Source organism: Snuella sedimenti (assembly GCF_016428595.1).
Taxonomy (GTDB): Bacteria; Bacteroidota; Bacteroidia; order Flavobacteriales; family Flavobacteriaceae; genus Snuella; species Snuella sedimenti.
The window spans coordinates 59,911-74,391 of record NZ_JAELVQ010000015.1; the positions used below are offsets into that span (position 1 = coordinate 59,911).

The following is a 14,481-nucleotide window of genomic DNA, read 5'->3' on the forward strand; positions in this document are numbered from 1 at the left end:
GATTATTATGAGAACATTTATTTTTTTATGCATTACTTCGGCCTTTAGTTTTGTGCCGAACGAGTTGTCTTCTCAAAATGCTAAAATTAAAGTCGATGCCGATAAAATTATTTCGGTTGCCGAAATGTTCGAACTTATCCAAGAACAAGTTGGATATAAGTTTGTCTATAATGACGAATTAATTGCTAATGCACCTAAAATTGAATTAGAAAAGGGCAAGATTTTAGCAAGAAAATTATTGGAAAGAGCTTTAAATCCAATAAACTGTACTTATGAGTTTACCGAGAACAAAACAATTGTTGTTCAGAAAGGAATAGAAACGGTCAGTGAAATACAACAAATTACAGTAAAAGGAACTATTACAGATGCCAGTGGGATGCCTCTACCAGGTGCCAGTATTCTTGAAAAAGGGACCTCAAACGGAGCGCAATCTGACTTTGATGGTAATTTCACGCTTAATGTGTCAAGCGATGATGTAGTTTTAGTAATATCTTATATCGGTTATGCAACAAAGGAGGTAGCTGTAGCCGGTCAATCCAATATTACCATAGCGTTAGCAGAGAATGCAGCAGCACTCGATGAAGTGGTAGTGACTGCATTGGGGATCAAAAGATCTAAAAGATCTTTAGCCTATTCAATTACAAAAGTTGATGGAGACGACTTTACAGAAACAAGAGAAACTAACATTGCTAATGGATTAGCAGGTAAAGTAGCTGGTGTTAATGTTACAAAAACCGCTACAGGACCGGCTGGAACCGCACGTGTTTTAATTCGTGGTAACTCGTCTTTAACTGGTAATAACCAACCTTTGTATGTTGTTGATGGTATTCCAATTGATAACGCAAATAGAGGATCTGCCGGTGAATGGGGAGGATCTGACGGCGGTGATGGTATAGGGAACATTAATCCGGATGATATTGAAACCATGTCTGTGCTAAAAGGTAATTCAGCTGCGGCACTTTACGGATCCCAAGCATCTAATGGAGTGATTCTTATTACAACTAAACGAGGAAAACTCAATCAAGGACTTCAGGTAGAAGTAAATTCAAATTACGTATTTGAAGAGGCCATCAATCATTTGGATCCTCAAACGGAATATGGGTCAGGGCTTTTAGGCCAAAAACCAACAACACAAGCTGAAGCTTGGGATGCTGGAGAGTTTTCTTGGGGAACTAAGTTAGATGGTTCCAGTGTGATTCAATCTGATGGCATTAGCAGGCCATATGCTTACTCTGGAAATAATTTTGACAAATTCTACAGAACAGGAAGTACATTTACAAATACGGTATCTTTAAGTGGTGGTACGGCAGATATAGGTTATAGATTTTCAGCTTCCAATATGGAAAATGAAAGCATTATGCCTAACTCTGGAATGAAAAGACAGACCTTTAGTATGAACATGCACGGTAAGGGCATGGACGATAAATTATCTTTTCAAGCAAGCGCGCAGTATATTTTACAAGATGTGAGGAATAGGTCTCAGTTAGCCGATTCTCCAGGAAATGCACATTATTCAGTTTGGCAGCTGCCAGTAAATGTAGATGTACGCAATTTAAAGGGAGATCCAGAAAGATTAGGGGCAAATCCAGAAGATGCAACCGATTTATATGGTGACCCCCAGGGGAGAGAAGGTTATGAGTTATTACCTACTAATTCTGTTTGGTTTCAAAACCCCTATTGGGCAGCTTATCAACAGACAGATAAAGACTCTAAAGATCGTGTGATTGCAAGCGCTTCTATACAATACGATATTAACGATTGGGTTTATGTTAAAGCTAGGGCAGGTATTGACCAATCAGATAGAATAGGTCAAGGTATTAATCCTACAGGAACTGGATATTCGCGAAATGGAGGCATGAGCCAAAGCCAAGCGAAATACCAACAAACTAATTTTGATATTATGGTGGGCTCACGTCATGAATTTGATAATGGGATTGCTTATGATTTCTTAGCAGGCGCCAATAAAATGCGATTGCAGGAGGATGGAACTTCAGCTTCTGGAAGTGATTTTGCTTTACCATTCTTTTACTCGATATCGAATGGTATTAACAATAGTGGTGGTAGTTCGTTTTCAAAATTAGGATCAAATTCAGTATATGGTCAAGCCGAGATTTCATATAATAACTGGCTGTTTTTAACCGGATCTGCGAGAAATGATTGGTTCTCAGTACTGGATGGTCGCGATGTTTTTTATCCATCGGTAGGATTAAGTGCGGTTTTGTCAGATGTTCTGGAGCTTCCAGAAGCATTTGATTATGTTAAAGTTAGAACCTCGTGGGCGCAAGTAGGTGGTGTAGGAGATATAGGAGCCTATTCATTGAATCAGAATTATAGCCAAGCAAGAGCACAATTGGGGGTTCCTCGTGGAGGGTTAAGTGGTAGCTCTGTAAGAAATTCAAATCTTAATCCATTGCTTGTAACAGAATTAGAATTAGGTTTTAATGTACAGCTTTTAAACAATAGATTAGGCGTCGATTTTTCGTATTATGATAAAAAAACCGAGGATGATATATTAAATGCTGGAATATCGTATACTTCTGGGTATAGTTCTTCAATAGTAAATGTTGGTGAGCTTACCAATAAAGGGGTGGAGCTATTGTTAACCGGTACGCCAATTCAAACCGATAACTTTAGATGGAATGTCTCATTTAATATGAGTTATAATAAAAGTAAAGTGGTTAGTTTAGTTGATCCCGAGAATGATGAAGAACGTTTTAATCTTGGATTAAGCAGAGCTAGACACGCTTGGGTAACACATATTGAAGGGAAGCCTTTTGGACAAATAACAGGGAGTCAATATCTAAGAGATGCTAATGGAGAGATCGCTTTAGATGCTAATGGATTACCACAAGTAGATGAGGAAGCCGGTACAGTTGCTTTTGGTACGGGAGTGCATCCATTTAATGCTGGTTTACAAAATAATTTTAAGTATAAAGATTGGAGTTTAGGGTTCTTGATTGACATGAGAGACGGAGCTGTAGGCCATAGTGGAACCAATGCCCAGTTGTATAGAAGAGGGGTTCATAAAAATACCTTGATCGGACGTGAGACTGGTCTTGGTGGTAACCCTGCAAGTGAGATAAGGAATTATTATACCAAGATTTTTAATGATATAGCCGAAGAGTTTATTTATGATGCAGGCTTTATAAAATTAAGAGAAATTTCACTTAGCTATAATGTGCCCTCAAAATTCCTGGAAAAGACCTTTATTCGTAAAGCGAGCATTTCGGCAGTAGGAAGAAACCTTTGGTTAATTCATTCAAATGTTGATAATATTGATCCGGAGTCAAGTTATTCTGCTACCAATGTACAGGGGTTAGATTTCTTTGCTATGCCACAATCAAGCTCATTTGGATTTAATGTGAATCTTACTTTTTAGTAATTAAAAAAATAAACATATAGTATTATGAAAATAAATAAAATTAGCATAATAATCACTTATTTTTTCGTGGTAATTATGGCTTTTTCTATCACATCTTGTGCCGATGAATTAGCAGAATTGAATGAAAACCCAAATGCTATTGAAGATCTACCTTACGGTCTTCAACTAACAGAAGTACAACTAGATGCGCCCGGTGGTCGCTATGAAATGCGTAGAGCGGCTTTAGGTTGGGGGATAGCAGCAGTTCAACAATTAGCTGATGTTAGTATTGCTACTAGTATTTTGCCTGGAGATAAATATATTGACTTTATCGATTATAGTTTTGCATTGTTCGATCGATATTATTTACAGGAAGCTAAAGAAGTAGTGGACTTTGTAACGCGTACAGCTGAAGATCCCGAGGCTGTTAATTACAACGCTATTGGACGCATCCTTAAGGTTATGTCATTTCATAAAGTTACCGATCTTTATGGCGATATCCCATATTCAGAAGCAGGTTTGGGCTATTTGACTAACAATTGGTTTCCTGCTTATGATCGTCAAGAAGACATATATGCCGACATGCTAAGCGAATTGGAAGCTGCAGCTGTGCAATTAAGTAGTTCTGCTGAGAATCCGGGCACTCAAGACGTTATGTATGGCGGTGATCTTACAAAATGGAGAAAATTATCATATTCTATGATGTTACGATTAGGACTTAGATTGTCAAAAGTTGATCCCGCAGCATCAGAATCATGGGTTAAAAAAGCCATCGCCGGAGGCGTAATGACCGACCTGGATGATGTGGCGAAAGTTGAGCATGAAATAGGAGGAGTAACAAGTCCTATTGGTGATGCTTTTGATGTTGATAAATTTATGAGGCTGAGCGATACCTTTGTATCTTGGATGGAAGATCATGGAGATCCACGATTGGATATCCTTTCCTGGGTAGAAAATGGCGGTCCACACCAAGGTTTGCCAAATGGTTTGGATCCTACTACACTGACAACAGAAGGGCCAGCTGGAGGCGATATCCTGGATTACTCACAGGTTAATCAAGCGTTGGTACAACGCGATTCGCCTTCAATGTTTATGACTTATGCTGAAGTTGAATTTATGTTAGCCGAAGCAGCGGTAAGAGGCTGGTATAACGGTGATGCAGAAACCCATTATAACAATGGTGTTAGAGCAGCCATGGAAAACTGGTCGTTTTATGGTGTGAGTACACCGTCAACAGCCGAAGTAGATAACTATTTGTCATCAAACCCATATAATGCAACAAATGCATTGGAAATGATAGGTGAACAATATTGGGCAGCAACATTCTTAAATCCATGGGAAAGTTATTCCAATTGGAGAAGGATTGAGTACCCGGTATTAACACCGGTAAACTATCCCGGAAATGCGACCGGAGGAACTATTCCGAGACGATTAAAATATCCTATCGTCGAATTTAATGTAAATGCAGAAAATGTAAATGCTGCAATTAGTAATCAAGGTCCTAATGACTATACTACAAGAGTATGGTGGGATAAATAATAAATGAAGAAAAAACTATGAGGTTTTTTGTAGTTAGTTTTAGTTAAGTTTAATTTAATAAAGGAGAGGTAACTCTCCTTTATTATTTAAAAATAAAATAGTAAGAATAAAGTTACTTTGGAGTTAAAGAATGAAAAAGAGTATTGTTTATTTAAGTGCTTTGTATGGAATTATTGCTACTTTAATGCTACCGGTTATTGGATATAGTCAGCAGAGTAAACAGTTTACACTATTAAAACCATCACAGTCAGGTGTGTACTTTAATAATACTGTAAAGGACACTAGGGAAAGTAATGTTCTTATTTATTCCAATTATTATGGTGGTGCGGGTGTAGGTATAGCCGATTTTAACAATGACGGGTTACAGGATCTCTTTTTTGCCGGAAACCAGGTAGGGGACAGGTTGTATCTTAATAAAGGTAATATGCAATTTAAAGACCTTACAATAGAAGCAGGGATTCAGGATAATGGCGGTTGGTCTTCAGGAGTGGTTATTGGCGATGTAAATAATGATGGGTGGCAGGACATTTATGTTACAAGAGAGTTATATGATAACAGTCCAGAGCTTAGAAAAAACAAACTATATATAAACACTTCAAAAGATGCTCCCGTTGGGACTATTAGCTTTAAAGAATCGGCGGAGTCATATAAACTTGCCAATGACGAAAGGACACGTCATGCAACCTTTTTAGATTATAATAAAGATGGGCTTTTGGATATCTTTTTATTGAATCAGCCACCCAATCCCGGGAATTATTCCGAAATGTATTATGTAGATCGTCAACAAGAAAAATTTGCACCTAGGTTATATGAAAATAATGGCAACAATACGTTTACAGACGTTACCAAAAAGGCAGGACTTTTAAAAACTGGAAACGCGAATAGTGTTGCTTTATTTGATGCAAATAATGACGGTTGGCAAGACATTTACTTGGCAAATGATTATGCTTCACCGGATGCTTTTTACCTGAATAACGGTAACGGAACATTTACTAACATTGCTGATGAGGCTTTACGTCATATATCCTATTTTAGTATGGGTGTAGATGCCGCCGACATTAATAACGACGGTAAACTGGATTTGATGGTTTTGGATATGGTTGCCGAAGATAATTACCGATTAAAGTCCAATATGAGTGGGATGAATCCAAATGCTTTTTGGAAAATAGTTCAAAATGGAGGGCACTATCAGTACATGTTTAACACCTTACAGTTAAATCATGGAATATACGACGGGATACCACAATTTGGAGATATTGCTCAAATGGCAGGGGTGCCAAGTACCGATTGGAGTTGGTCTAATGTAATAGCCGATTTTGATAATGATGGACTTAAAGATATTTATGTAACCAATGGGCTGATGCGGGATATTAGGAATACCGATTCAGATAAAAAAGTTGGAAAATATATAACCAAAGTTGCAGACAATTTTGTAAAGAATAACCCCAACGGCGGGACTGTATCCATTTGGGATATATTAGATGTTGAAAAGGCATTGAGCTTAATTCCATCGGTAAAACTTGCTAATTATGCCTATAAAAATGTAGATGGTTTAACCTTTAGTAAAGTTTCCGATGAGTGGGGGCTTGACGAAAAAACATTTTCGGCCGGTTGTGCCTATGGCGACTTGGATAATGATGGTGATCTCGATCTGGTAATCAATAACGTTAATGATGTAGCATCTATTTATAGGAATAATAGCGACCAAAAATCAAATTACAATTATTTACGGGTTAAATTAACCAATAAGAAAACAAATAAAACATTACAAGGCGCAAGAGTAGAGGTTGTTCAGGATAAACAACACCAAATGTATGAGTTTACCAGTGTAAGGGGGATGTACTCATCCAGTGAACAAGTAGCTCATTTTGGGTTTTCAAAAAACAGTAAAATAGACAGTGTTATTGTAACCTGGCCAGATCAGGAAAAAAGCATAACTACATCCGTTGCATTAAATCAATTGTTAACTATTGACTATAATATTTCAAAAAGAGTAAACCCAGAACATAAGACGAATCCTATAACAGTGTTTACGGAAATAGAGAACTTTAAGCACAGACATGTCGAAAATAATTTTGATGATTTTGAAAAACAGGTGTTATTACCTCATAAACAATCGCAGTTTGGGCCAGCTTTAACATCAGGAGATGTTAATGGTGATGGTTTGGAAGATATCTTCATAGGGGCTGCTTTAGGACGACCAGCAACATTATACCTTCAAAAGAAAAACGGAAAATTTACCATTAAACCTAACAAAGAATTTTTAGAGGACGCTAAATTTGAAGACATAGACGCTTTGTTTTTTGATGTAGAAAATGATGGCGATTTAGATCTGTACGTCGTAAGTGGAGGTAATAATTGGAAAACAAATTCAGAAAATTACCAAGATCGTTTGTATTTGAATGATAGTAAAGGAAACTTTACTAAATCGAAAAAAACACTTCCTAAATTAACAGAAAGTGGCGCTTGCGTTCGTGCTTTTGATTATGACGATGATGGTTATTTAGACCTGTTTGTAGGTGGAAGGCATAGCCCCTGGGATTACCCTTCTCCCGTAACCAGTAGAATTTTAAAAAACGATAACGGAAAGTTTTCAGATGTTACAAAATCAATAGCAAACGACCTTATTAATATTGGTATGGTGACCGATGCCATTTGGTTGGATTATAACGAAGATGGTTTAACAGACCTTGTCCTTACAGGAGAATGGATGCCCATCACTTTTATAAAAAATATGGGAGGTAAATTCCAAAAGGACACAGCTAACAATGGGCTTTTAAATTCAAATGGTTGGTGGTATAGTATTGCTGCTGCCGATATGGATAATGACGGCGATATAGATTTGGTAGCCGGTAATTTGGGATTAAATTATAAATATAAAGCTTCAGAAAGAGAACCCTTTGAGGTATTTTACGATGACTTTGATAGTAATGGCCAAAAGGACATTGTACTGAGCTATTATAATTTTGGGGAACAATTCCCTCTAAGAGGCCGCTCTTGTTCTTCGCAACAGATTCCAAAAATAGCCGAAGAAATTAAAACTTACGATTTGTTTGCGTCCCTGAATCTAACAGAGGTTTACGGAGAAACAAATCTGGCTTCGGCCTTGCATTATAAAGCAAAGACCTTTGCCAATACTTATATTGAAAATAATGGAAATGGAAAGTTTAAGGCTATTCCATTACCTTATGAGGCGCAGATATCAAACGGTAACGATATCCTTTTAGACGATTTTGATAATGATGGCCATAATGATATTTTAATGGTAGGAAACCTGTATCCCGTTGAAATAGAAACTACACGTAACGATGCGGGAATTGGTATGTTTTTAAAAGGAAACGGTAGTGGTGCCTTTTTACCACAACCAATGGAAAAGAGTGGTGTTTTCTTGCCCCAAGATGTAAAGAAGCTCATAGCTGTAAAATTAAATAATGAAAGCGTTATCATTACAGCTTCAAACAATGGATTTACGAAATGTTTCAAAATCAATAATACAGCCAAATAATATGAAATTTACCAATAGAAAAATCAGTTATAAGGTCTTGGTGTTTGTTACCTTACTTAGTTGTAAATTAATGACATCACAAAGCAAAACATTATTTTCATTACATACACCTGAAAGTACCAATATAGATTTTAAAAATACCATTAAGGATACCGAAAAAGCCAATATCTTAATGTATGAAGCCTTCTATTCCGGTGCAGGTGTGGCTATTGGCGATTTTAATAATGACGGATTACCAGATATTTATTTTGCAGGTAACCAGGTTGGCGACAAATTATACCTGAATCTGGGTAATTTTAAGTTTAAAGATATTACAAAGCCTGCAGGTATTTTGAATAAAGGCGGTTGGTCTACCGGTGTTAATATCGTAGACATCAATGGAGATGGTTTTAAAGATATTTTTGTTTGTAAAAGCTTATATGATGACAGACCCGATCTAAGGCAAAATGAATTATACATCAATAATGGGGATTTAACGTTTACGGAGTCCGCATCCGCTTATAAGATAAACGATCCTTTTAGAGCGATGCATGCTAACTTTTTTGATTATGACAAGGATGGCGACTTTGATTTGTTTTTAATCAATCAGCCCCCTAATCCATCCATTCTATCACCATTAAAGGGAACGAATTGGTTAGATCCAAAGTTAACCTATCGATTTTTTAGGAATACCGGATCGCAGTTTGTAGATGCAACGGTCGCATCTGGATTGGAAAATGTTGGTTACGGACTGAGCTCTATAGTAGCCGATTTTAATAACGATTCATGGCCCGATCTTTATGTGGCAAACGATTATGAGGCACCCGATTTTTTCTATATCAACAATCAAGATGGCACGTTTACCAATAAAATTGATGAGTATCTAAAGCATATATCCTTCTTTAGTATGGGAGCCGATGCAGGAGACATAAACAATGACGGTCTTTTGGATCTGTCGGTTGTCGATATGGTAGCCGAAGACAATTACAGGATAAAGGCCAACATGAGCGGGATGAACCCAAAGGAGTTTTGGAAAATTGTAAATCTTGGTGGGCATTACCAATATATGTTTAACACATTACAATTAAATAACGGAGCCGATGCTAAAGGTGCTATTAGCTTTAGTGAAATTGGTCAGTTAGCAGGTATGTCCAATACCGATTGGAGTTGGTCGCCCTTATTTGCCGATTTCGATAATAACGGTTATCAAGATTTATTCGTTTCCAATGGTATAAAAAGAGACATTAGAAATACGGACGCATTAAAAAATATTGATAAGTACTTTCTTAAAATTGGTAAGAAATACAATATAAAAGATCCTATTAAAAATATAAAGGCACTAAAACAGTATCTTAATTTAGACAGTATGTTGGCATTTTTTCCAACCATGAGATTACCTAATTATGCTTTTAAAAATAATGGAGACCTTAATTTTGAAAAAGCTGTCACGTCCTGGGGATTGGAAACACCGTCTTTTTCTTCAGGAGCAGCTTATGGCGACCTCGATAATGACGGCGATCTGGATTTGGTGGTGAACAATGTAGACGACTTTGCTTTTATTTACGAAAACAATGCAGATAAAATATCAAAAAACAAGTTTCTTAATTTACGTTTCAAAAATGCTGGAAAAGTAAACAGTTTTTTCGGTACCAGAGCAACTATCTATTATAATGGAAAAATTCAGGTTGGCGAACTAACAAGTGCCCGTGGTTTCTATTCGTGTAGCGAAGATATTATCCATTTTGGAATGGGAGCGACCAAAAAAATAGATAGTTTGGAAATTTCTTGGTATGATGGTGGCAGATCCACACTATACGATATTAAAACGCAGCAAACCTTAGTGATCGACAGGGCTAAGGTGGTAGAAGAAAACAACAAAAAATTAGTAGAAAAAGAAGCGACGCTTTTTAACGATGTTACGGCTACTTTAAATATAGATCACAAGTACAAGGAAAACAGTTTTGATGATTTTGAAAGGGAAGTGTTGTTACCACATAAAATGTCTGCATTTGGGCCAACTATAACTGTAGGTGATGTGAATGGAGATGGCCTAGACGATTTTTTTATTGGTGGTGCAGTTGGGGATACAGGAACTATATTTCTTCAAAGTAAAGATGGCAATTTTATAAACACAGATAAAGAATATTACAGTGGTTATGCATACCATGAGGATATGGGATCCCTGTTATTTGATGCCGACCTGGATGGTGATTTGGATTTATATGTTGTAAGTGGGGGTAATGAATTTGATAAAGAAGCAGGTCTTTATCAGGACAGACTGTACCTGAACGATGGTGGAGGAAAGTTTTCTGTAACAGATAATATTTTGCCTAAACTGAATGCTAGCGGTGGAAGGGTAATACATGCCGATTATGATGCTGATGGGGATATGGATCTTTTTATTTGTGGTAGGCAGGTACCAGGAAGATATCCCGAACCAGCAGAAAGTTACTTGTTAAAAAATAATATTAAAGAGAAAGGAGTTCTACAATTTGAAAAGGTAAACAATCCAGAATTTGTTAATCTCGGAATGGTAACGGACGCTGCTTGGTCCGATTATGATCTTGATGGCGATTTGGATATTGTGCTTGTTGGTGAATGGATGCCGTTAACCATTTTTGAAAATAGAAATGGAGAGTTGGCTAAGAAAAAGTTGCCAAAGGAATTACAAAAAACAACAGGATGGTGGTATAGTTTACAAGCAAAAGATTTGGACAACGACGGCGATGAAGACTACATTATTGGGAACTTAGGATTAAATTATAAATACAAAGCAAGCCCAGAAGCACCATTTACTGTAAACTACGGTGATTTTGATCAAAACGGGAAATACGACATTGTTTTGGGCTATTACAATTACGGGACACATTATCCATTAAGGGGGCGTTCTTGTTCATCACAACAAATCCCAGATCTTAAAAATACCTTTCCAGATTATGATTCGTTTGCGCAGTCAAGTTTAATAGATGTATATGGAGTAGATGTTCTAAATAGATCACTAGAGTATGAAGCCTATATGTTTAGTAGTATATGTTTGGAAAACTTAGGGAAAGGAACCTTTAAAGTCCATAGCTTGCCGAATTTGGCACAAATATCAAGTGTGAATGGTATTGTTATAGACGATGTAGATGCCGATGGTAAACAGGATGTCATTTTAGCTGGTAATATGTATGGATCGGAAGTAGAAACAACCAGAAATGATGCAGGAATAGGACTGTTCTTAAAGGGAAATGGAGATTGTACTTTTGAGGCTGTTCCTATGATAAAGAGTGGTTTAAATTTACCGTATGATGTAAAAGCACTCCAACCAATTAGACTTAATAATAAAAAAGGGGTGTTAGTAGGGGTTAATGATGGTAACATACGATTAGTACAATATTAAATACTGTCTAACGAATCGTTTAAGATTTTAATAAAATTCAATTATTGTCAAATAAGAATTGGTTTGGGCAAAAATAATGTTAGCATATCAGGCTATAGTTTATTTATTTAGCTAAAATGGCGTATCTTTTGTTTCAACACCAAAGAGACGTACTATATATTCCATAAAAAGGAAATAAAATAGTTCTCAAATAGCTAAACAAATTAACTCAAAAATGAACGATACATCATTTAAAGCCCCCTCCCCTTTAGTTAATTCCCGTCGTAATTTTGTTAAACTTTCAGTATTGGGGGGTACAGCTCTGGTATTACCAATAGATGTATTGGCATCGGGTATGAGAAGCGAAGCTGTTGAGGTCGGTATTATTGCAGATGTACATCAGGACATCATGCATGATGGAGAGCAACGCTTACAGGTTTTTATAAACGAAGCCAAAAAACGTAATCCCGATTTTATCATTCAGATGGGAGACTTCTGTAGGCCCTATGATCATAACAAGCCTTTTTTAAATATTTGGAATAGCTTTAACGGAGACAAGCACCATGTTATTGGTAACCATGATATGGACGGCGGTTTTAGCCGTGAACAGGTAAAAGCCTTTTGGGAAATGCCAGCAAACTATTATTCGTTTGATAAACAAGGTGTTCACTTTGTTATTTTGGATGGTAACGACCAAAACCCAAAACCATGGAAGGGATATAATCGATACATTGGAAAAGCACAACAAGAATGGCTAAAAGCCGATTTGACCAAAACCAAGCAACCAACAGTAGTCTTTAGCCATCAAACCCTAGAGCTTGAAGATGGAGGTGTAGCCAATTTAAAAGAAATTCAAAAAATACTGGAAGAAGCAAACAAAAATGCAGGCTTTAAAAAGGTGATGTGCTGTATTAGTGGTCATCACCACACCGATTTTATGACTCAAATAAACGGTATCTATTACGTGCAGATTAACAGTGCGTCTTACCGCTGGGTAGGAGGTGATTACCAAACCATACGTTACAGTAAAGAATTGGATAAAACACACCAATGGATTAAATATACCATTCCATATAAAGAGTCCTTATTTACCTTTATGTCTATAAAAAACAATAAAATAATCATTGAACCTAGAAAAACAGAGTTTGTAGGGCTCGGACCTGAGGAGTTGGGGATGTCAAAGCAACATCCCCACGATCCTATAGTACCCAAGATTTCAAAGTTTAAAATGAATATATAAATCATTTTAAAAGTGAGCATATTAATTGTTTACTATGACCTTTAAACCAATCATTATGAGAAAAAATATTTTGATTATTCTGTTAGCAGGGTTGTGCCAACTATCATGTCAACAGGAAAAGAAAAAGGTAGAGAAGCCTAATATCATTTTTTTGTATACGGACGATCAGAGCTTCAAAGCAGTACATGCTTTGGGAAATAGTGAGATCATCACGCCTGCGATGGATCGATTGGTTGATGAAGGCACTACATTTACCCATGCCTATAATATGGGTGGGTGGAATGGAGCTATATGTCTGGCATCAAGAGCTATGATGATAAGCGGCCGATCCGTATGGAGAGCACAGCAAATCTCCCATAATTATTCTAAAGACGAAGATTTAGATAAAACCTGGCCCAGGTTAATGCAAACCCAAGGATACGAAACCTATATGACTGGGAAATGGCATGTACAAGCCAAACCCGATAAAATATTTAACCATGTAGGCCATGTGCTTCGTGGTATGCCTTTCGATACCCCTGAAGGCTATAATCGCCCACAAAATGAAAATGATACCCTATGGAAACCATGGAAAAAAGAGTTTGGCGGCTATTGGAAAGGAGGAAAACATTGGAGTGAACTCGTAAAGGACGACGCCATGTCATTTATAGACAGTGCCGCGCAAAAGCAATCACCATTCTTTATGTATATCGCTTTTAATGCACCGCATGATCCAAGGCAATCTCCGAAATCATATGTAGACAAATATAATTTGGATAATATAGCTGTCCCAGAAAGCTACATGCCTTTATATCCCTATGCGGAAACCATGGGAGCCGGGCGCAATTTAAGAGACGAAAAGTTAGCGCCTTTTCCAAGGACAGAATATGCTGTTAAGGTAAACAGGCAAGAATATTACGCCTTAACGACCCATTTGGACGATCAGATTCGGGACATTTTAGAAGCATTAGAAAAACGAGGGTTAAAAGAGAATACTTATATCTTCTTCACTTCAGATCACGGATTGGCTGTTGGAGAACACGGACTTATGGGAAAACAAAACATGTACGACCACAGTATGCGAGTTCCTTTAATGGTTGTTGGTCCCGATATTCCAAAAGGAAATAAAGTAGGAACCGATGTATATTTACAAGATGTTATGGCATCGGCATTGGAGTTGGCAGGCGTAGACAAACCTGATTACATAACGTTTAACAGTCTTTTGGGGTTAGCCAAAGGTATCAAAACCAAAAGTCAATATCAGGCCGTTTATGGTACTTATGAAAAAGGGTCTCAGCGTATGATTCGAAAAGATAATTACAAGCTTATAGTATATCCTAAATCCGAGCAGATATTGCTATATGATCTTAAAAATGACCCAAAGGAATTACACGATATAGCTTCTAATAAAGAAAATGCAGGTAAGCTAAAATCGCTTTTTGGTGACTTAATTAAATTACAGCAGGAAATGAGCGATCAATTGGATTTAAAGCCACTATATGCAAAACTCTAAACCA

At 37.0% G+C, this 14,481-nt stretch carries 6 protein-coding genes; all 6 read left to right on the forward strand.

Annotated elements, in window-relative coordinates:
• Window positions 1–7: 7 nt before the first annotated feature.
• The 6 genes from JF259_RS11870 to JF259_RS11895 all read left to right on the forward strand — a co-directional run bounded on the left by JF259_RS11870 (window position 8) and on the right by JF259_RS11895 (window position 14,477).
• Window positions 8–3,379 (forward strand): SusC/RagA family TonB-linked outer membrane protein, encoded by a 3,372-nt coding sequence (locus JF259_RS11870; protein WP_199115548.1) that lies wholly within the window; start codon window positions 8–10, stop codon window positions 3,377–3,379.
• A gap of 27 nt (window positions 3,380–3,406) precedes the next feature.
• The gene (locus JF259_RS11875) at window positions 3,407–4,900 is read left to right on the forward strand and encodes a SusD/RagB family nutrient-binding outer membrane lipoprotein (RefSeq protein ID WP_199115549.1); all 1,494 of its coding nucleotides are present in this window, start codon (window positions 3,407–3,409) and stop codon (window positions 4,898–4,900) included.
• A 130-nt stretch (window positions 4,901–5,030) separates the two neighbouring features.
• The gene (locus tag JF259_RS11880) at window positions 5,031–8,405 is read left to right on the forward strand and encodes a VCBS repeat-containing protein (protein WP_199115550.1); all 3,375 of its coding nucleotides are present in this window, start codon (window positions 5,031–5,033) and stop codon (window positions 8,403–8,405) included.
• Complete coding sequence (locus JF259_RS11885; RefSeq protein WP_199115551.1) at window positions 8,332–11,766, forward strand: FG-GAP-like repeat-containing protein; 3,435 nt, start codon at window positions 8,332–8,334, stop codon at window positions 11,764–11,766. Before JF259_RS11880 ends, JF259_RS11885 begins: the two co-directional genes overlap by 74 nt.
• Before the next feature lie 214 nt (window positions 11,767–11,980).
• Window positions 11,981–12,985, forward strand: coding sequence for a metallophosphoesterase family protein (locus tag JF259_RS11890; RefSeq protein WP_199115552.1), 1,005 nt, complete (start codon window positions 11,981–11,983; stop codon window positions 12,983–12,985).
• 55 nt (window positions 12,986–13,040) lie between these two features.
• Complete coding sequence (locus JF259_RS11895; protein WP_199115553.1) at window positions 13,041–14,477, forward strand: sulfatase-like hydrolase/transferase; 1,437 nt, start codon at window positions 13,041–13,043, stop codon at window positions 14,475–14,477.
• The last annotated feature ends 4 nt before the right edge of the window (window positions 14,478–14,481 follow it).

Coding starts and splice junctions, on each gene's coding strand:
- JF259_RS11895 (WP_199115553.1), top strand. CDS start 13,041: ATGAGAAAAAATATTTTGATTATTCTGTTAGCAGGGTTGTGCCAACTA.
- JF259_RS11890 (WP_199115552.1), top strand. CDS start 11,981: ATGAACGATACATCATTTAAAGCCCCCTCCCCTTTAGTTAATTCCCGT.
- JF259_RS11885 (WP_199115551.1), top strand. CDS start 8,332: ATGAAAGCGTTATCATTACAGCTTCAAACAATGGATTTACGAAATGTT.
- JF259_RS11880 (WP_199115550.1), top strand. CDS start 5,031: ATGAAAAAGAGTATTGTTTATTTAAGTGCTTTGTATGGAATTATTGCT.
- JF259_RS11870 (WP_199115548.1), top strand. CDS start 8: ATGAGAACATTTATTTTTTTATGCATTACTTCGGCCTTTAGTTTTGTG.
- JF259_RS11875 (WP_199115549.1), top strand. CDS start 3,407: ATGAAAATAAATAAAATTAGCATAATAATCACTTATTTTTTCGTGGTA.